Annotated in this window: 32 protein-coding genes; 1 reads left to right on the forward strand and 31 read right to left on the reverse strand. The window is 34.4% G+C overall.

Translation table 11 applies throughout. The features are described 5' to 3' along the window. Window positions 1-20: 20 nt before the first annotated feature. The 31 genes from Q0891_RS14280 to rpsL all read right to left on the reverse strand — a co-directional run bounded on the left by Q0891_RS14280 (window position 21) and on the right by rpsL (window position 16,789). The gene (locus Q0891_RS14280; protein ID WP_299102652.1) at window positions 21-1,013 is read right to left on the reverse strand and encodes a DNA-directed RNA polymerase subunit alpha; all 993 of its coding nucleotides are present in this window, start codon (window positions 1,011-1,013) and stop codon (window positions 21-23) included. Window positions 1,014-1,107: 94 nt separating this feature from the next. Further along, a complete protein-coding gene (gene rpsD / locus Q0891_RS14285; protein WP_299102653.1) occupies window positions 1,108-1,713 on the reverse strand; it encodes a 30S ribosomal protein S4 in 606 nt (201 codons plus the stop codon). Between the two features lie 217 nt (window positions 1,714-1,930). After that, the gene (gene rpsK / locus Q0891_RS14290) at window positions 1,931-2,314 is read right to left on the reverse strand and encodes a 30S ribosomal protein S11 (protein ID WP_173281865.1); all 384 of its coding nucleotides are present in this window, start codon (window positions 2,312-2,314) and stop codon (window positions 1,931-1,933) included. A gap of 102 nt (window positions 2,315-2,416) precedes the next feature. Next, window positions 2,417-2,791 carry a 30S ribosomal protein S13 gene (gene rpsM, locus Q0891_RS14295; RefSeq protein WP_173281864.1) on the reverse strand — a complete coding sequence of 125 codons (375 nt, stop codon included), beginning with the start codon at window positions 2,789-2,791 and terminating at the stop codon, window positions 2,417-2,419. Window positions 2,792-2,793: 2 nt separating this feature from the next. Next, a complete protein-coding gene (gene ykgO / locus Q0891_RS14300) occupies window positions 2,794-2,910 on the reverse strand; it encodes a type B 50S ribosomal protein L36 (protein ID WP_008269159.1) in 117 nt (38 codons plus the stop codon). 4 nt (window positions 2,911-2,914) lie between these two features. Further along, complete coding sequence (infA, locus tag Q0891_RS14305) at window positions 2,915-3,130, reverse strand: translation initiation factor IF-1 (protein ID WP_007094967.1); 216 nt, start codon at window positions 3,128-3,130, stop codon at window positions 2,915-2,917. A gap of 11 nt (window positions 3,131-3,141) precedes the next feature. Next, window positions 3,142-4,506 carry a preprotein translocase subunit SecY gene (secY, locus tag Q0891_RS14310; protein ID WP_299102654.1) on the reverse strand — a complete coding sequence of 455 codons (1,365 nt, stop codon included), beginning with the start codon at window positions 4,504-4,506 and terminating at the stop codon, window positions 3,142-3,144. Window positions 4,507-4,515: 9 nt separating this feature from the next. Then, entirely contained in the window at window positions 4,516-4,968 is a 453-nt protein-coding gene (gene rplO, locus Q0891_RS14315; protein ID WP_299102655.1) for a 50S ribosomal protein L15, read from the reverse strand. A gap of 15 nt (window positions 4,969-4,983) precedes the next feature. Beyond that, window positions 4,984-5,163 carry a 50S ribosomal protein L30 gene (gene rpmD, locus Q0891_RS14320; protein WP_008269164.1) on the reverse strand — a complete coding sequence of 60 codons (180 nt, stop codon included), beginning with the start codon at window positions 5,161-5,163 and terminating at the stop codon, window positions 4,984-4,986. 13 nt (window positions 5,164-5,176) lie between these two features. Continuing rightward, window positions 5,177-5,701, reverse strand: coding sequence for a 30S ribosomal protein S5 (gene rpsE, locus Q0891_RS14325; protein WP_173281861.1), 525 nt, complete (start codon window positions 5,699-5,701; stop codon window positions 5,177-5,179). Between the two features lie 6 nt (window positions 5,702-5,707). Then, on the reverse strand, window positions 5,708-6,064 hold the full coding sequence (gene rplR / locus Q0891_RS14330; RefSeq protein ID WP_299102656.1) for a 50S ribosomal protein L18: 357 nt from the start codon (window positions 6,062-6,064) through the stop codon (window positions 5,708-5,710). A gap of 10 nt (window positions 6,065-6,074) precedes the next feature. Next, window positions 6,075-6,617 (reverse strand): 50S ribosomal protein L6, encoded by a 543-nt coding sequence (gene rplF, locus Q0891_RS14335; RefSeq protein ID WP_299102657.1) that lies wholly within the window; start codon window positions 6,615-6,617, stop codon window positions 6,075-6,077. Between the two features lie 12 nt (window positions 6,618-6,629). Further along, the gene (gene rpsH, locus Q0891_RS14340; protein WP_299102658.1) at window positions 6,630-7,028 is read right to left on the reverse strand and encodes a 30S ribosomal protein S8; all 399 of its coding nucleotides are present in this window, start codon (window positions 7,026-7,028) and stop codon (window positions 6,630-6,632) included. A 62-nt stretch (window positions 7,029-7,090) separates the two neighbouring features. Further along, window positions 7,091-7,360: a 30S ribosomal protein S14 gene (rpsN, locus tag Q0891_RS14345; RefSeq protein WP_115818545.1), complete on the reverse strand. Its 270-nt coding sequence runs from the start codon at window positions 7,358-7,360 to the stop codon at window positions 7,091-7,093. 2 nt (window positions 7,361-7,362) lie between these two features. Next, the gene (rplE, locus tag Q0891_RS14350) at window positions 7,363-7,914 is read right to left on the reverse strand and encodes a 50S ribosomal protein L5 (RefSeq protein ID WP_299102659.1); all 552 of its coding nucleotides are present in this window, start codon (window positions 7,912-7,914) and stop codon (window positions 7,363-7,365) included. Between the two features lie 2 nt (window positions 7,915-7,916). Further along, window positions 7,917-8,228, reverse strand: coding sequence for a 50S ribosomal protein L24 (gene rplX, locus Q0891_RS14355; RefSeq protein WP_299102660.1), 312 nt, complete (start codon window positions 8,226-8,228; stop codon window positions 7,917-7,919). Window positions 8,229-8,240: 12 nt separating this feature from the next. Further along, window positions 8,241-8,609 carry a 50S ribosomal protein L14 gene (gene rplN, locus Q0891_RS14360; protein ID WP_185790319.1) on the reverse strand — a complete coding sequence of 123 codons (369 nt, stop codon included), beginning with the start codon at window positions 8,607-8,609 and terminating at the stop codon, window positions 8,241-8,243. A 2-nt stretch (window positions 8,610-8,611) separates the two neighbouring features. Next, window positions 8,612-8,869 carry a 30S ribosomal protein S17 gene (rpsQ, locus tag Q0891_RS14365; protein WP_092469501.1) on the reverse strand — a complete coding sequence of 86 codons (258 nt, stop codon included), beginning with the start codon at window positions 8,867-8,869 and terminating at the stop codon, window positions 8,612-8,614. Between the two features lie 17 nt (window positions 8,870-8,886). After that, window positions 8,887-9,078: a 50S ribosomal protein L29 gene (gene rpmC, locus Q0891_RS14370; protein WP_173281853.1), complete on the reverse strand. Its 192-nt coding sequence runs from the start codon at window positions 9,076-9,078 to the stop codon at window positions 8,887-8,889. A gap of 12 nt (window positions 9,079-9,090) precedes the next feature. Beyond that, window positions 9,091-9,510 (reverse strand): 50S ribosomal protein L16, encoded by a 420-nt coding sequence (gene rplP / locus Q0891_RS14375; RefSeq protein ID WP_008269176.1) that lies wholly within the window; start codon window positions 9,508-9,510, stop codon window positions 9,091-9,093. Between the two features lie 20 nt (window positions 9,511-9,530). Beyond that, window positions 9,531-10,247: a 30S ribosomal protein S3 gene (gene rpsC, locus Q0891_RS14380; RefSeq protein ID WP_157364592.1), complete on the reverse strand. Its 717-nt coding sequence runs from the start codon at window positions 10,245-10,247 to the stop codon at window positions 9,531-9,533. A gap of 9 nt (window positions 10,248-10,256) precedes the next feature. Next, the gene (gene rplV, locus Q0891_RS14385; protein WP_299102661.1) at window positions 10,257-10,664 is read right to left on the reverse strand and encodes a 50S ribosomal protein L22; all 408 of its coding nucleotides are present in this window, start codon (window positions 10,662-10,664) and stop codon (window positions 10,257-10,259) included. 5 nt (window positions 10,665-10,669) lie between these two features. Then, window positions 10,670-10,948, reverse strand: a complete 279-nt coding sequence (gene rpsS, locus Q0891_RS14390) for a 30S ribosomal protein S19 (RefSeq protein ID WP_157364594.1) — start codon at window positions 10,946-10,948, stop codon at window positions 10,670-10,672. A 10-nt stretch (window positions 10,949-10,958) separates the two neighbouring features. After that, window positions 10,959-11,786 (reverse strand): 50S ribosomal protein L2, encoded by an 828-nt coding sequence (gene rplB, locus Q0891_RS14395; protein ID WP_299102662.1) that lies wholly within the window; start codon window positions 11,784-11,786, stop codon window positions 10,959-10,961. 12 nt (window positions 11,787-11,798) lie between these two features. Next, complete coding sequence (gene rplW, locus Q0891_RS14400; protein ID WP_299102663.1) at window positions 11,799-12,089, reverse strand: 50S ribosomal protein L23; 291 nt, start codon at window positions 12,087-12,089, stop codon at window positions 11,799-11,801. A 5-nt stretch (window positions 12,090-12,094) separates the two neighbouring features. After that, entirely contained in the window at window positions 12,095-12,724 is a 630-nt protein-coding gene (gene rplD / locus Q0891_RS14405) for a 50S ribosomal protein L4 (protein WP_299102664.1), read from the reverse strand. Continuing rightward, window positions 12,724-13,341: a 50S ribosomal protein L3 gene (gene rplC, locus Q0891_RS14410; RefSeq protein ID WP_173281844.1), complete on the reverse strand. Its 618-nt coding sequence runs from the start codon at window positions 13,339-13,341 to the stop codon at window positions 12,724-12,726. The genes rplD and rplC overlap by 1 nt, the downstream gene beginning before the upstream one ends. Before the next feature lie 126 nt (window positions 13,342-13,467). Continuing rightward, the gene (rpsJ, locus tag Q0891_RS14415; protein WP_007650482.1) at window positions 13,468-13,773 is read right to left on the reverse strand and encodes a 30S ribosomal protein S10; all 306 of its coding nucleotides are present in this window, start codon (window positions 13,771-13,773) and stop codon (window positions 13,468-13,470) included. A 12-nt stretch (window positions 13,774-13,785) separates the two neighbouring features. Beyond that, window positions 13,786-15,912, reverse strand: a complete 2,127-nt coding sequence (fusA, locus tag Q0891_RS14420) for an elongation factor G (RefSeq protein WP_299102665.1) — start codon at window positions 15,910-15,912, stop codon at window positions 13,786-13,788. A gap of 3 nt (window positions 15,913-15,915) precedes the next feature. After that, a complete protein-coding gene (gene rpsG, locus Q0891_RS14425) occupies window positions 15,916-16,392 on the reverse strand; it encodes a 30S ribosomal protein S7 (RefSeq protein ID WP_299102666.1) in 477 nt (158 codons plus the stop codon). Window positions 16,393-16,414: 22 nt separating this feature from the next. Next, window positions 16,415-16,789 carry a 30S ribosomal protein S12 gene (rpsL, locus tag Q0891_RS14430; RefSeq protein ID WP_019386263.1) on the reverse strand — a complete coding sequence of 125 codons (375 nt, stop codon included), beginning with the start codon at window positions 16,787-16,789 and terminating at the stop codon, window positions 16,415-16,417. Window positions 16,790-17,038: 249 nt separating this feature from the next. Between rpsL and Q0891_RS14435 the strand changes: the two genes are divergently transcribed. Next, a complete protein-coding gene (locus Q0891_RS14435; RefSeq protein WP_299102667.1) occupies window positions 17,039-18,646 on the forward strand; it encodes a hypothetical protein in 1,608 nt (535 codons plus the stop codon). The last annotated feature ends 25 nt before the right edge of the window (window positions 18,647-18,671 follow it).

Here is an 18,671-nt window from a genome sequence, read left to right on the forward strand (position 1 = left end):
ATGATTAGTATTAATTAATATTAGTCTTTGTCTAATTTATATTTGGTTAAATCCATTCCGAAATTTAATCCTTTTACATTTACTAGTTCTTCTAGCTCTGTTAAAGACTTCTTACCGAAGTTTCTGAATTTCATTAAATCATTTTTATTGAATGACACTAAGTCTCCTAAAGTATCAACTTCTGCTGCTTTTAAACAGTTAAGTGCACGTACAGAAAGATCCATATCAACTAATTTAGTTTTCAATAGTTGTCTCATGTGAAGTGACTCTTCATCATAAGTTTCGGTCTGTGCGATTTCATCAGCCTCTAAAGTGATACGCTCATCAGAGAATAACATGAAGTGGTGAATTAATATCTTAGCTGCTTCTGTTAAAGCATCTTTTGGGTTAATTGAACCGTCAGTTTGAATTTCGAAAACTAATTTTTCGTAATCCGTTTTTTGCTCTACACGGTAATTTTCAATTGCATACTTTACATTCTTAATTGGTGTGAAGATTGAATCTGTAAAGATAGTTCCGATTGGTGCTGAAGCTTTCTTATTTTCTTCTGCGGGTACGTAACCTCTTCCTTTTTCAATAGTCAATTCCATATTAATGTTTACTTTAGGATCTAAGTTACAGATTACTAAATCTGTATTTAATACTTGGAAACCTGAAATAAACTTCTGGAAATCACCAGCTGTAATTTGATTTTGTCCTGAGATAGAAATAGTAACTGTTTCGTTATCTATTTCATCGATTTGACGCTTAAAGTTAACTTGCTTTAAGTTCAAAATCATTTCAGTTACATCTTCAACTACACCAGAAATTGTAGAAAATTCATGATCTACACCTTCTATTCTTACTGAAGTGATTGCAAAACCTTCTAAAGAAGATAATAATACTCTTCTAAGAGCATTACCTACTGTTAATCCGTATCCTGGTTCTAATGGTCTGAATTCGAATTTACCTTCGAAGTCAGTAGAATCAATCATGATTACTTTGTCTGGTTTTTGAAAATTTAATATTGCCATAGTTTTCTTCGTTTTAATTGTGACTTGGTTGCGCGATTTATAAGTTTGAAGAAGTCAAATAAATCCTTTGGCCAAATACCAATATGATTAATTATTATTTAGAGTAAAGTTCAACGATAAATTGTTCGTTGATTTGTTCTGGGATTTGGATTCTCGCTGGTACAGTAACATATGTTCCTTCCATTGATCCTGTATTCCAAGTAATCCACTCAAAAACATTGCTAGAATTAGCTAATGAATTTTGAATAGCTTCTAAAGATTTTGATTTTTCTCTAACACCTACTACATCTCCAGCCTTTAGTTGGTAAGAAGGAATGTTTACCTTTTCACCGTTTACTGTGATATGTCTGTGCGAAACTAATTGTCTTGCACCACTTCTTGTTGGAGAAATACCCATTCTGTAAACAACATTATCTAAACGAGACTCACATAATTGAAGTAAAACTTCACCAGTAATACCTTTAGATGCAGTTGCTCTTTTGAACATGTTTCTGAATTGCTTTTCTAATATACCGTAAGTATATTTAGCTTTTTGCTTCTCCATTAATTGGATTGCATATTCAGATTTCTTTCCACGACGACGGTTATTTCCGTGTTGCCCTGGAGGGTAATTTCTTTTTTCGAAGGCTTTGTCATCTCCGAAGATCGCTTGTCCGAATTTACGGGCGATTTTAGTTTTAGGACCAGTATATCTTGCCATTTTAAATTTGTTTTGAGAGTGATTTTAGAATTAAGGTCTTAATCTTATCCTTCCATAACCGTTAACCTCTCGATTGATACTTGTATTAATTTTTTCAGTTTGCAAATTTATGCAAAATAAACTAATATCAATACATTTTCATGAATGATATTAGTTTACATATATTTTTTGAGAATAATTCTAACCCAAAAAGGTTAGAAACTGAAATTAATTCAGATTAAACTCTACGTCTTTTTGGAGGACGACAACCGTTATGTGGCATTGGAGTAACATCAATAATTTCTGATACTTCAATTCCTGCATTGTGTATAGATCTAATAGCAGATTCTCTACCATTTCCAGGACCTTTAACATATGCCTTTACTTTCTTTAATCCAGCTTCTTTAGCTACACCTGCAGCATCTTCTGCAGCTAATTGTGCAGCGTAAGGCGTGTTCTTTTTAGAACCTCTAAACCCCATTTTACCTGCTGATGACCAAGAAATAACGTCACCTTTTTTATTTGTTAAAGAAATAATGATGTTATTAAATGAAGCTGTTATGTGTGCTTCACCAATTGCATCAACTATAACTTTACGTTTTTTAGTACTTGCCTTTGCCATGTTTACTTTTAGTTTTTAGTATTAGTTTATAGTCGCTAGAATCCTAAACCGTTAAATTTCAAACAGATTCTTTCCAACGTCTAATAGACTAAAGACCATTTATTATTTAGTTACTTTCTTTTTGTTAGCAACCGTTTTTCTTCTACCTTTTCTTGTACGAGAGTTATTCTTAGTACGTTGTCCTCTTAAAGGAAGACCAACTCTATGACGAATACCTCTGTAACATCCAATATCCATTAATCGCTTAATGTTCATTTGAGTTTCAGAACGTAATTCACCTTCGATTTTAAAAGTTCCAACTGCGTCACGGATTGCTCCTATTTCGTCGTCAGACCAATCTTGTACTTTTGTGCTTTCGTCAACTTTAGCAGCAGCTAAAATTTCCTTTGCTCTACTTCTACCTACTCCGTAGATATAAGTTAAAGAGATCACTCCTCTTTTCTGTTTTGGTATGTCTACACCTGCAATTCTTGCCATAATTACCCTTGTCTTTGTTTGAATCTAGGATTCTTTTTGTTAATGACGTAAAGTCTACCTTTTCTGCGCACTAATTTACAGTCTGCGCTTCTTTTCTTTACTGATGCTCTAACTTTCATCGTATTAGTATCTATAAGTTATACGAGCCTTCGTTAAATCGTAAGGACTCATTTCTAATTTCACTTTATCACCTGGTAATAACTTAATATAATGCATACGCATTTTACCAGAGATATGTGCAGTCACTATATGACCATTTTCTAATTCTACACGAAACATAGCATTAGATAATGCTTCTATAATTGTTCCGTCTTGTTCTATTGCCGCTTGTTTTGCCATAATATTATATCTTATTGCGCAACCGCTTTTCTATTCTTACCCGTTTTCATTAAACCATCATAATGCTTATTTAATAAATAAGAATTAATCTGTTGCATGGTATCTATTGCTACACCAACCATAATTAATAATGATGTACCACCGAAAAACAATGCCCAACCTGCCTGAACTTTCAATAAATTCATTACAAATGCAGGGAAAATAGCTACCAAAGCTAAAAATATAGAACCTGGTAACGTAATCTGAGACATAATTTTATCTAAATACTCAGATGTTTCTGATCCTGGACGAATACCTGGTATAAAACCTCCGCTTCGTTTTAAATCATCAGCCATTTTATTTGTTGGTACCGTAATAGCGGTATAAAAGTATGTAAAAATGATTATTAAAATAGCAAACATTAGGTTATACCAAAACCCGAACATATCAGCAAAATTAGTTTGCATCCATAAACCAGCTGAAGTATCTTTTAACCAAGATGAGCTACCTATTAATCCTGGCACAAACATAATTGCTTGAGCAAATATAATCGGCATTACACCAGAAGCATTTAACTTCAATGGTAAAAACTGACGCGATCCAAATGCATTCTTTTCGTATCCACCAGATGCTGTTCTTCTTGCATATTGAACTGCAATTTTTCTAACCGCCATAACTAAGAATACTGAAGCTAATATGATTAAGAACCAAATTACCATTTCTATTAATATCATCATAAATCCTCCATTTCCACCTTCTAATCTAGAAGCTGCATTTTGAATAAATGACGCTGGTAATGTTGCTATAATACCTACCATAATTAATAATGAAATACCATTTCCTATTCCTTTATCAGTAATTTTTTCACCTAACCACATTGCGAATACACAACCTGTAACCAAAATAATAACTGAAGAAACATAAAATATACTTTCACTAAACCCTGGTACAAGCATAGCTCCCATTGAAGAAGAACCAGATAAGCCAGGAATACTAGCTAAATAACCTGGAGCCTGAACTAAACAGATTACTATTGTTAACCAACGTGTAATTTGTGTAATTTTCTTCTGGCCACTTGCCCCTTCTTTCTGAAGTTTTTGTAGATAAGGAATCGCAATACCCATTAACTGAACTACAATAGATGCAGAAATATAAGGCATAATACCTAAAGCAAATACAGATGCATTAGCAAATGCTCCACCTGTAAACGCATTTAGTAATCCTAAAAGACCACCTGTTGTTCCATCTTGTAAACCACCTAGCTCATCTATATTGATACCAGGTAATACAACCTGAGCACCAAAACGATATACCAACAACAAACCTAAGGTTAGGATAATCCTATCCTTAAGTTCTGTGATTTTCCAAACGTTTTTTAATGTTTCTATTATTTTCATCCTATAATCTTATAAAGTTACAGCTTCACCACCAGCAGCTTCAATAGCAGCTTTTGCCGTAGCAGTAAATTTATGAGCAGTTACCTTTAATTTTGTCTTCAATTCTCCTCTACCTAAGATTTTTACTAGCTCATTTTTACCAGCTAATCCCATAGATACTAAAGATTCAAAATCAACACTATCTTTAACTTTCTTTTCGTCTACTAACTTTTGTAATGTATCTAAATTTACACCTTGATATTCTACTCTGTTAATATTTGTAAAACCAAATTTAGGCACACGTCTTTGTAATGGCATTTGACCACCTTCAAATCCTAATTTCTTAGAATAACCTGAACGAGACTTTGCTCCTTTGTGACCACGTGTTGCAGTACCACCTTTACCAGAACCTTGTCCACGTCCAATACGCTTCCCTTGATTTTTTACTGAACCTTCTGCAGGTTTTAAATTACTTAAATCCATTGTTAAGTTATATTATTAAGCTTCCTCTACAGAAACTAAGTGTTCAACTTTCTTCACCATACCAAGGATGTTTGGTGTGGCATCGTGCTCTACTACTTGTCCAATCTTTTTTAAACCTAAAGCTAACAATGTCAACTTTTGTCTTTTAGTACGATTGATTGCACTTTTTACTTTCTTTACTTTAATCTTTGCCATCTTATCCTATCGATTATCCGTTAAATACTTTTTCAAGTGAAATTCCGCGTTCTTTAGCTACAGACTTTGCATCTCTTAATTGTAATAAAGCGTCAAAAGTAGCTTTTACAACATTATGAGGATTTGAAGATCCTTGAGACTTAGATAATACGTCATGTACACCAACTGCTTCAAGAACAACTCTTACCGCACCACCTGCAATTACACCTGTACCAGGAGCAGCAGGAATGATGTTAACTCTTGCACCACCAAATTTACCTTTTTGCTCGTGTGGTAATGTACCTTTGATGATAGGAATTCTTACTAAGTTTTTCTTAGCATCTTCAACTGCCTTTGCAATTGCTGTTGCCACATCCTTAGATTTACCTAATCCATGTCCTACAACATTTGTTTCGTCACCTACAACAACAATTGCAGAAAAACCAAATGCTCTACCACCTTTTGTTACTTTAGTTACACGTTGTACACCTACTAAGCGGTCTTTTAATTCTAATCCGCCTGGTTTTACAAGCTCTGCGTTTTTATATTTTTGATACATAATGTCTTAAAATTTAAGTCCTGCTTCTCTAGCACCTTCTGCTAATGATTTTACTCTTCCATGATATAAATAACCACCTCTATCAAAAGAAATAGTTTCAACACCAGCCTTCATAGCTTTTTCTGCGACAGACTTTCCTACTAAAGTAGCAATTTCTGATTTGTTTCCTTTAGACTTAGCTATATCTTTATCTCTTGAAGATGCAGCAGCTAAAGTGTTACCAGATACATCATCTACGACTTGAGCATAAATCTCTTTATTACTTCTAAAAACAGCTAATCTTGGTTTTGTTTCAGTACCAGATACTACCTTACGGATTCTGTTTTTAATTCTTAATCTTCTTTCGTTCTTTGTCAATGCCATAACTTAATTATTACGCTGATTTACCTGCTTTTCTTCTAATTTCTTCACCAACAAACTTGATACCTTTTCCTTTGTAAGGTTCTGGTTTTCTGAAGCCACGAATTTTAGCAGCAACTTGACCAACTAATTGTTTGTCAAAAGACGTTAATTTTACTATTGGATTTTTACCTTTTTCTGAAATTGTTTCAACTTTTACTTCTGGAGCAATATCTAAAACAATATTATGAGAAAATCCTACAGCTAAATCTAATTTTTGTCCTTGATTTGAAGCTCTATAACCTACACCAACTAACTCTAGTTCTTTGGTCCAACCTTTAGAAACACCTTCTATCATGTTAGCAATTAATGCTCTATAAAGACCATGTTTTGCTCTTAAATCTTTCTTATCAGAAGCACGCTCTAATGTAATAGTACCGTCTTCTTGTTTTATAGTAATATCTGAATACTCTTGAGATAATTCACCTAATTTACCTTTTGCAGTAATTACGTTATCTTTAATTTCAAGTGTTACACCTTCAGGAACTGTTATTGGGTTTTTACCTATTCTTGACATAATATCCTGTTTTTAGTATACGTAACATAAAACTTCACCACCAACATTTTCTCTTTGCGCTTGTTTACCTGTCATAACTCCATGAGAAGTAGAAACAATTGCAATACCTAATCCGTTAAGGATTCTTGGCATTTCGTTAGAAGAAGCATATTTACGTAAACCTGGTTTACTGATTCTTTGAATTTTTTTGATGACAGACTCTTTTGTCTCTTTACTGTACTTCAAAGCAATTTTGATAGTACCTTGTACTGTTGAGTCGTCAAACTTATAACTTAAGATAAATCCTTGATCGAATAAAATCTTAGTTATTTCTTTCTTTAAATTAGATGCAGGTATCTCAACCACTCTGTGGTTTGCTTTCACTGCATTTCTAACTCGCGTTAAATAATCCGCTATTGGATCTGTATACATATGTATTAATTTGCGGTAGCGGTTTTCGACACTATTGTCAAACCTGAAACCAATTTATAATTTTACCAACTTGCCTTTTTAACACCAGGAATTAATCCTTGGTTAGCCATCTCTCTAAACATTACACGAGAAATTCCGAATTGTCTCATATAACCTTTTGGTCTTCCTGTAAGTTTACAACGGTTGTGCTGACGTATTGGAGAAGCATTTTTTGGTAATTTCTGTAATGCTTCATAATCTCCAGCTTCTTTTAAAGCTTTACGTTTTTCTGCATATTTAGCTACCGTTTTAGAACGCTTAACCTCACGGGCTTTCATTGATTCTTTAGCCATAATTAATTCTTTTTAAAAGGTAATCCTAGTTCTGTTAATAAAGACTTCGCTTCCTTGTCTGTCTCTGCAGTGGTTACGAATGTTATATCCATTCCTGAAATTTTGTTAATTTTATCAATGTCAATTTCTGGAAAAATAATTTGTTCTACAACACCTAAGTTATAATTTCCACGTCCATCAAAGCCAGTTGCTTTAATACCGTTAAAATCTCTAACTCGTGGTAAAGCTGAAGTTACTAAACGATCTAAGAACTCATACATTTGCTCACCTCTTAAAGTTACCTTAGCACCAATTGGCATACCTTTACGTAACTTAAATGAAGCAACATCTTTCTTAGACATTGTATGTATAGCTTTCTGTCCAGATATTTTTGTAAGTTCTTCTACTGCGTGATCGATTAATTTCTTATCCGCAACAGCAGCACCAACACCTTTAGATATTACTATCTTAGTAAGTTTAGGTACTTGCATTACATTTTTATATCCAAATTCTTCGGTAAGAGCAGCAACAACTTTGTCCTTATACTCTTGTTTTAATCTTGCAACGTAAGCCATAATTAAATTACTTCATTAGATTTTTTAGAAAATCTCACTTTATTATCACCATCCATTTTAAATCCAACTCTAGTTGTTTCTCCTTTTGAAGTTAACAATGATAAGTTAGAAATATGTATAGATGCTTCCTTCTCTACAATTCCACCTTGAGGATTTTGTGCACTTGGTTTAGTATGTTTCTTTACCATGTTCACGCCTTCTACGATGGCTTTGTTTTTCTCTATTAATACTTTAAGTACTTTACCTTCTGAACCTTTGTGGTCTCCAGCAACAACTTTTACAGTATCTCCTGATTTTATTTTAAGCTTTGTCATTTTATTTATCAATTAAAGCACTTCTGGTGCCAATGATACAATTTTCATGAATTGTTTATCACGAAGTTCTCTAGCTACAGGACCAAAAACACGAGTTCCTCTCATTTCCCCTTGAGGATTTAAAAGTACACATGCATTGTCATCAAATCTAATATAAGATCCGTCAGGACGTCTTACTTCCTTAGCCGTACGCACAACAACTGCTGTAGAAACAGCACCTTTCTTGATACTTCCATTTGGTGTTGCATCTTTGACAGATACTACAATTTTATCTCCAACAGAAGCGTACCTTCTTTTAGTTCCTCCTAATACACGGATAGTTAAAACCTCCTTTGCACCAGTGTTATCAGCTACTTTTAATCTTGATTCTTGTTGTACCATAATTACTTCGCTCTTTCAATTATTTCTACTAATCTCCAACACTTAGACTTACTTAAAGGTCGTGTTTCCATGATCTTTACAGTATCGCCTTCGTTGCAGTCGTTTGTCTCATCGTGTGCGACATATTTCTTAGTCTTTAACACGAATTTTCCATACATAGGGTGTTTTACTTTCTTAACCTCTGCAACTACAATAGATTTCTCCATTTTGTTACTTGTTACGATCCCTATACGTTCTTTTCTTAAGTTTCTTTTTTCCATCTTTCAGCAGAATACAATTATTGTACGTCTCTTTTAGTTAATTCGGTTGCCACTCTAGCTACTGCACGACGAGCGACACGTAACTGAATTGGGTTGTCTAAAGGAGAAATAGTATGAGCCATTTTTAGGTCTGTATAACTCTTTTTAGTCTCACTAAGTTTCTCTTGTAACTCAGCTGTTGAAAGCTGTTTAATTTCTGATTGCTTCATAATATCTTTTTATTAAGCTTCGTAATCTCTAGCTATGATAAACTTAGTTTTTACCGGAAGTTTCTGTGCTGCTAAACGTAATGCTTCTTGAGCTACGTCTAATGGCACACCACTTATTTCAAATAACATACGTCCTGGTTTCACAACTGCTGCCCAATACTCAACACCACCTTTACCTTTACCCATACGTACTTCAAGAGGTTTCTTTGTAATAGGCTTGTCTGGAAATATTTTAATCCATAACGATCCTTCTCTCTTCATGTAACGAGTTGCTGCAATACGTGCTGCTTCTATTTGACGTGCAGTAATAAAAGTCGACTCTAGTGACTTAATACCGAAAGTACCATTTGATAACAAATGACCTCTTCCCGCATTTCCTTTCATACGTCCTTTTTGCTGCTTACGAAATTTTGTTCTTTTAGGCTGTAACATTTTTTCTTTTCTTTAAAAAATTACTTTCTACGACGAGATTGGTTCTTGTTTCCACCACGTCCACCTTTACCTTTTTGCTTAGATAAGCCAACTAATGGAGAAAGTTCTCTTTTACCATATACTTCGCCTTTCATTATCCAAACTTTGATGCCCAATCTACCATAAGTAGTATGTGCTTCTACAAGAGCGTAATCAATATCAGCTCTAAATGTAGATAAAGGAATACGTCCTTCTTTATAGTGTTCAGAACGTGCCATTTCAGCACCATTCAAACGACCACTAATCTGAATTTTAATTCCTTCTGCATTCATTCGCATGGCAGCTGCGATAGCCATCTTTATAGCACGTCTGTACGAAATTCTACTTTCAATTTGACGAGCTACACTTGCTGCTACTAAGTATGCATCTAGTTCAGGTCTTTTAATCTCAAAGATGTTCAATTGAACTTCTTTACCAGTAATTTTCTTAAGCTCTTCTTTTAACTTATCTACCTCTTGTCCACCTTTTCCGATAATAATACCAGGTCTAGCAGTAGTGATAGTAACGGTTACAAGTTTAAGCGTACGCTCAATAATTACTCTACTTACACTAGCTTTAGATAAACGCGCGTGAACGTATTTTCTAATCTTATCGTCTTCGGCAAGTTTATCACCATAATCGTTTCCTCCGTACCAGTTAGATTCCCATCCTCTGATAATTCCTAAGCGATTTCCGATTGGATTTGTCTTTTGTCCCATATCTCTATCTTAGCTTTGTGTTTTATTTATTGCATCTACTACCACAGTTACGTGGTTAGATCTCTTTCTAATTCTATGTGCTCTACCTTGTGGTGCTGGTCTTAAGCGCTTAAGCATTGCTCCACCATCAACTCTAATCTCTTTGATATAAAGTTTAGCTTCTTCAACATCAGCATCTTCGTTTTTAGCTTGCCAGTTAGCAATTGCAGACATAACAAGTTTCTCTAAACGACGAGACGCTTCTTTTTGGCTAAATCTAAGAATCTGAAGAGCTTTCTCTGCCTTTTCACCTCTTACTAAATCCGCAACTAAACGCATTTTTCTAGGTGACGTAGGACAGTTATTTAGCTTAGCAAAAGCAACCTGCTTTTTTTCAGCCTTAATAGCTTCCGCCATTTGTTTTTTACGACTTCCCATGATTCTTATTTTTTACCTTTATTCTTAGCACCTGCATGACCTCTAAAAGATCTTGTTGGTGAAAATTCTCCTAATTTGTGACCTACCATATTTTCAGTAACATATACTGGAACAAACTGACGACCATTATGAACTGCTATAGTCTGACCAACGAAATCTGGAGAAATCATTGATGCTCTTGACCAAGTCTTAATTACTGTCTTTTTGTTTGAAGCTACATTATCTGCAACTTTCTTTTCCAATTTATAGTGGATATAAGGTCCTTTTTTTAATGAACGTGCCATACTATCTTAATTATTTCTTTCTACGTTCTACAATATACTTATTACTCGACTTCGTCTTAGAACGTGTTCTAAATCCTTTAGCAGGAACACCGTTTCTATTTCTTGGATGTCCACCTGAAGATTTACCTTCACCACCACCCATTGGGTGATCTACTGGATTCATCACTACTGGTCTTACTCTTGGACGTCTACCTAACCATCTACTTCTACCTGCTTTACCAGATACTAATAATTGGTGGTCAGAGTTCGAAACAACTCCTATTGTAGCCATACAAGTGATTAAGATCATTCTAGTTTCACCAGACGGTAATTTAACTGTAGCAAACTTATCACCTCTTGCCATTAACTGAGCAAAAGCACCTGCACTACGAGCCATAACAGCTCCTTGTCCAGGACGTAACTCTATACAAGAAATAATTGTACCTAAAGGTATTTCACTTAAAGGCATTGCGTTTCCAATTTCTGGAGCGATACCTTTTTCACCAGACACTATATTTTGTCCTACTTGCAAACCATTTTGAGCGATAACATAACGTTTCTCACCATCTTGGTAATTAAGTAAAGCAATAAATGCTGTTCTGTTTGGATCGTATTCAATTGACTTAACTTCTGCAGGAATTCCTACTTTGTTACGTTTGAAATCGATAATACGATAACGTTTCTTGTGACCTCCACCTAATTGGCGCATGGTCATCTTTCCTTGACTGTTTCTACCACCAGATCTTTTTTTCGGAGCAAGCAAGCTTTTCTCCGGCTTATCAGTAGTTATGGCGTCAAATCCATTTACTACTCTAAATCGCTGAGCTGATGTGATCGGTTTTAATTTTCTTACTGACATTAATGTCTAAAATTACATGTTAGTGTATAAATCTATTACTTCACCTTCCGCCAGTTGTACAATTGCTTTTTTAACAGCATTTGTTTTACCATGTTGAATACCAGTCTTTGTATGACGTGTTCTTCTCTCTGGACGGACATTTATTGTACGAACCTTTTCAACAGAAACTCCATAAGCAGCCTCAACCGCCTTTTTGATTTCTACCTTGTTCGCCTTTGTCTTCACTTCAAATGCATAAGCATTTAACAACTCACTTTGCATGGTTGCTTTTTCTGTGATTATAGGTTTTATTAAGATACTCATCTGTTCTATTTACTTAAATTCGATTCAATTCCTTCTAATGCACTTTCAATAAGAATAACTTTATTAGCATTCATTATTTTATAAGTACTTAATTCTGAAGCAGTTACCACTTCTGAACCTTTAAAATTACGTGATGACAAATATACATTATTATTTGAGCCACCCAACACAATAAGAGATTTTTTGTTTTCAACCTCTAATGCCTTCAAAACATTGATAAAGTTTTTAGTTTTTGGAGCTTCAAAATTGAAGTCTTCCATAACTAAAATTGACTTATCATTTGCTTTAATACTTAATGCAGATTTACGTGCTAATCGCTTTAAATTTTTATTTAATTTAAAACCATAGTTTCTTGGTCTAGGACCAAACATACGTCCACCACCTTTAAATACACCAGATTTAATAGAACCTGCACGTGCTGTACCAGTTCCTTTTTGTTTTTTAATCTTACGTGTACTACCAGCAATCTCTGCTCTTTCTTTTGCCTTATGCGTTCCCTGTCTTTGATTTGCTAAGTATTGCTTAACATCTAAATAGACAGCATGATTATTAGGCTCTATAGCGAATACGTCTTTAGAAAGCTCTGCTTTCCTTCCCGTATCTTTTCCGTTTATATCTAAAACTGCTACCTTCATTACTTCTCAATGATTACATAAGAATTCTTGTGACCAGGAACACATCCTTTTACAACAAGTAAGTTCTTTTCAGCAACTACTTTATAAACTCTTAAATTTTGAACTTTTACTGTTTCACCACCCATTCTTCCGGCCATCTTCATTCCTTTGAATACTCTCGCAGGATAAGAAGCTGCACCAATAGAACCAGGAGCTCTTAAACGATTATGTTGACCATGCGTTGCTTGACCTACACCACCAAATCCGTGACGTTTAACAACACCTTGAAAACCTTTACCTTTAGAAGTACCTGCGATATCCACAAATTCTCCTTCAGTAAATTGCTCCACAGTGATTGCATCACCTAACTTGTACTCCTCACCAAAACCTTTGAATTCAACAACTTTGCGTTTTACAGAAGTACCCGCTTTTTTAGCATGACCTAAGTCTGCTTTAGTAGCGCTTTTTTCTGTCGCGTCATCGAAACCTAATTGAAGGGCTGAATAACCATCCACTTCTTCAGTTCTGACTTGGGTAACGATACATGGTCCAGCTTCGATTACTGTACATGGAATATTCTTTCCATTTTCATCGAAAATGCTGGTCATACCGATTTTTTTTCCAATTAACCCAGACATATTTATTATTTATTAATTATTACTATTTGTTATTCAAAACTCAAGGCTGAAAAATACGTTTCAGCCTTGAATTGTATTTTTTACCGTTTTTCCTTCGCTCGCAGCTTAGGACATGTTACTGTGTAATTACACTTTAATCTCAACTTCTACTCCACTTGGTAATTCAAGTTTCATTAAAGCATCAATTGTTTTAGAAGATGAAGAGTAAATATCTAATAATCTCTTATATGAGCTTAATTGAAATTGTTCTCTAGACTTCTTATTTACGTGTGGTGAACGTAATACAGTGAAAATTTTCTTGTGTGTTGGTAATGGGATTGGACCTGTTACTACTGCACCTGTACTCTTAACTGTTTTTACAATCTTATCAGCAGACTTATCAACTAAATTATGATCGTAAGACTTTAATTTTATTCTAATTTTTTGACTCATTTTCTTTTAGTTTTAAGCTTCTACGCCTTTAGCTGCTTTAATTACTTCTTCAGATATATTTGAAGGTGTTTGAGCATAGTGTGAAAATTCCATTGTTGATGTTGCACGACCAGAAGATAATGTTCTTAAAGTTGTTACATATCCAAACATTTCTGATAATGGTACAGTTGCTTTTACAGTTTTAGCACCATTTCTATCACCCATATCACTTACTTGACCTCTTCTTCTATTTAAATCACCAACTATATCACCCATGTTTTCTTCAGGTGTTATAACCTCAAGTTTCATGATAGGCTCCATAATCACGGCTTTAGCAGCTTTAGCTACATTCTTAAACCCTAATTTAGCAGCTAATTCGAAAGATAATTGATCTGAATCGACATCGTGATAAGATCCATCTTTTAATGTAATCTTCATTGCATCAACTTCGAAACCAGCTAACGGTCCATTTACCATCGCCATTTTGAATCCTTTTTCAATTGAAGGGATAAATTCCTTAGGAACGTTACCACCTTTAATTACAGACTCAAACTGAAGTCCTACTTGACCTTCGTCTGCAGGCTCAATTGTAAATACGATATCTGCGAATTTACCACGTCCACCAGATTGCTTTTTATAAACCTCTCTGTGATCTGCAGCAGCAGTAATAGCTTCTTTATATTCAACTTGTGGTTGACCTTGGTTAACCTCAACTTTAAATTCACGCTTTAAACGATCTACAATTACATCTAAGTGTAACTCTCCCATACCAGAAATAATAGTCTGACCAGAAGCTTCATCTGAACGTACTGTAAATGTAGGATCCTCCTCAGCTAATTTAGCCAAGCCCATTCCTAACTTATCAACATCTGCCTTAGTCTTAGGCTCTACCGCAATACCAATTACTGGATCAGGGAAGTCCATTGATTCTAAAACAATTGGATGTTTCTCAGCCGTTAAAGTATCTCCTGTTTTAATAGATTTAAATCCAACAGCAGCTCCAATATCACCAGCCTCAATAAAATCAATTGCATTTTGTTTATTAGCATGCATTTGGTAAATACGTGAAATACGTTCTTTTTTACCAGAACGATTGTTCAACACATAAGAACCAGCATCTAAACGACCAGAATATGCTCTAAAGAATGCTAAACGTCCTACGAAAGGATCTGTAGCAATTTTAAATGCTAAAGCAGCGAATGGCTCCTTTACGTCTGGTTTACGAATTTCTTCTTCTTCAGTATCTGGATTTACACCCACAATACCTTCTTTATCTGTAGGAGAAGGCAAATAACGACATACAGCATCTAATAAAAATTGTACACCTTTATTTTTAAATGCAGAACCACAAATCATTGGAATAATAGCCATATCCATCACAGCAGCTCTAAGTGCAGCATGCACTTCATCTTCTGTAATAGAATCTTCATCTTCCATGAACTTCTCTAATAAGTTCTCATCGTAGCTTGCTACTTCTTCAATTAATAAAGCTCTATATTTTTTAGCTTCAGCTTTAAGCTCTTCTGGTATTTCAATAACATCAAAAGTAGACCCTTGAGTTTCGTCATGCCATACAATAGCTCTGTTCTTAACTAAATCTATGATACCTTTAAAGTCCATCTCATCACCAATGTTTAAAACAATTGGCACTGCGTTAGACTTCAACATATCTTTTACCTGCTGACAAACACCTAAAAAGTTAGATCCTTGACGGTCCATTTTATTAACGAAACCAATACGAGGTACTTTATAATTATCAGCTAATCTCCAGTTAGTTTCAGATTGTGGCTCAACACCATCAACTGCACTAAACAAGAAAACTAACCCATCTAATACACGCAATGAACGATTTACCTCTACAGTAAAATCTACGTGACCAGGAGTATCAATAATATTAAAATGGTATCCTTTTGTCTCAGGTGTTGGTTCACCATTTTCAATAGGGAATTTCCATTCACAAGTTGTAGCAGCAGAAGTAATTGTAATACCTCTTTCTTGCTCTTGCTCCATCCAGTCCATAGTAGCAGCACCATCATGTACTTCACCAATTTTATGTGAAACACCTGTATAGTAAAGAATACGTTCTGTAGTAGTAGTTTTTCCAGCATCAATATGTGCTGCAATACCTATATTTCTAGTAAATTTTAAATCTCTTGCCATTTCTTAAAATCTAAAGTGAGAGAATGCTTTGTTAGCTTCTGCCATCTTGTGAGTATCCATTCTTTTCTTAACAGCAGCACCTTCTTCTTTAGCAGCAGCTAATACTTCTGATGCTAAACGTTGTGCCATAGATTTTTCGTTTCTTTTACGTGAAAAGCTAATTAACCATTTCATCGCAGTTGAAACCTTACGGTCTGGACGAATTTGCATTGGAATCTGAAATGTAGCACCACCAACACGACGACTACGTACTTCTACGTGAGGCATTACGTTAGATAAAGCTTCCTTCCAAATTTCTAAAGCTGTTTTTTCGTCATCATTTTTTTTCTCTTCAACAATATCAATTGCATCATAGAATACTTTAAAAGCCACAGACTTCTTACCGTCCCACATCATCATGTTAACAAAACGTGTTACTAACTGATCATTAAATTTAGGATCTGGTAAAAGCGGTCTCTTTTTTGCTGCTCTTTTTCTCATGTCTTCTTCTTAAAGTTTTAAATTACTTCTTAGGGCGTTTTGCACCATACTTAGATCTACGTTGTGTTCTTCCTGATACACCTGCTGTATCTAAAGCACCACGAACAATGTGATATCTAACTCCTGGCAAATCTTTTACCCTTCCACCTCTAACCAATACTATCGAGTGCTCTTGTAAATTGTGACCTTCTCCACCGATGTATGCATTTACTTCGTTTCCGTTTGTTAAACGAACCCTTGCCACCTTACGCATTGCTGAGTTAGGTTTTTTAGGTGTCGTTGTATAAACACGAGTACATACACCACGTCTCTGAGGACACGAATCTAAAGCAGCCGATTTACTCTTCTTGGTTATTTTGGCTCTTCCTTTTCGTACTAATTGTGAAATTGTTGGCATATATTTCTATATAAAATTTTATTAACCCTCACTTTTGAGGGCTGCAAAGGTAGGAATTAATATCTATTTTTCAAACAGTTGCGAATTAATTTTTAAAAGAATTATAAACTTTACGTTTCTACGTATATTTTATATTCTATTTTTACGTTACTATGTGTGTTATTATATTTAGTATTGATGACCTTTTACAAACGATTTTTTTTAATAATTTTTCTCGTGATTTTTTCAAATCACTGTGCTGGTCAATCAATGAAATTGATAATTTTAGGAGAGAATAACGAAAAAACAAAGGTAATTGACTCTTTGGGTTACAGAAAAAACTTCAAAAATTACACTAATTTAAATCTTGAAGTAAAAAAAATTCAACACGATTTAACGCAACATGGATTTATTGATTCATCTATTGATGCTATAACAAAGAAGAATGACTCTGTTTATCAGGCCACATTATACTTGGGTAATAAGATTAAGAACATAAGAATACGTATTCACCCCAACCTAACAAAACAACTCCCTAATTTGAGCAACAGTAAAGAGCATGTTGATCTCAGCATACTTAATCTTCAAACTTACCTTAAGAACTTAAATTCTCTTATTGCGGAAGAAGGCGATCCTTTTGCAACAGTACAATTGATTAATATCACTAAATTTAATTTACAATTAATAACAGCTGACCTCAAGATTGTATCAAATAAAAAACGACGTATAGATAAAATTGTCATTAAAGGCTACGATAATTTCCCAAAGTCATATGTGAAACATTTTCTAAAATTAAAAACGGAAAAATTATTCAACCTCAATACCATTAAAAACAAAATTGAACTTTTAAACGACTTAAGATTCGCATCAAAAATTAAAGATCCTGAAGTCTTATTTACTAAAGATTCCACTACCTTATATATATATGTAGAAAAAACTAAAACAAATAACTTTGATGGATTTTTAGGATTTGGAACAAATGAAGACACCAACAGGTTAGAATTTGACGGCTATTTAGATCTTAGATTAGTAAATAATCTCAACTACGGCGAAACTTTAAACCTACTTTACAAAAGTGACGAAATAGATCAGCAGACATTTAAGGTAGATGCTGACCTTCCTTATATATTTTCTACGCCTATTGGTCTTCAGGTTGGGCTCAATATTTTCAGGAAGGATTCAACTTTTTTAAACGCCAATCAATACGCTAAAATAAATTACAAAATTAACAGTCAACACAGTATAGGTATAGGAATCACATCTACAAACTCCACCAATCTTCAAGATGATGACACTAATACACTCAATGACTACACCTCCAATTATTACACATTACAATACAACTATATAAAACCTCAAACGAGTGACCCTCTATTCCCAATTAAATTTTGGTTTAATTTTTCTTCTGGCTTTGGAGATAGAAAAACTGATTTAAATACTGAAAAACAAACTGCATTCAATTTAGAAACCTACAAGATTTTCAATCTTAACAGAACTAATAGCATTTATGCAAAAATTAGTGGCGCAACCTTAACCTCTAATAACTATCTTGATAACGAATTATTCCGTTTTGGTGGCATTAATTCAATTAGAGGTTTTGAAGAAAATAGTTTGGTTGCAAATTTATATGGTGTGCTGAGCACGGAATACAGGTACCGATTAAGCTCTAATATCTATGTTAATTCTGTGTTTGATGCCGCCTATTTTGAAAACAAGATTAGTAACACAAAAGAGAAACTGTTTGGGTTTGGACTCGGATTTGGATTGTTGACCAATACAGGATTATTTCGTTTTAATTATTCTAGCGGTAAAACAGAAAATAGAGCATTTAAATTATCGGACTCTAAAGTTCATGTGAGTTTAACTGCAACTTTTTAATTCTGTTTCAATACATTTGCACCTT

This window comes from uncultured Winogradskyella sp., assembly GCF_947498005.1.
In the GTDB taxonomy this organism is placed as follows: Bacteria; Bacteroidota; Bacteroidia; order Flavobacteriales; family Flavobacteriaceae; genus Winogradskyella.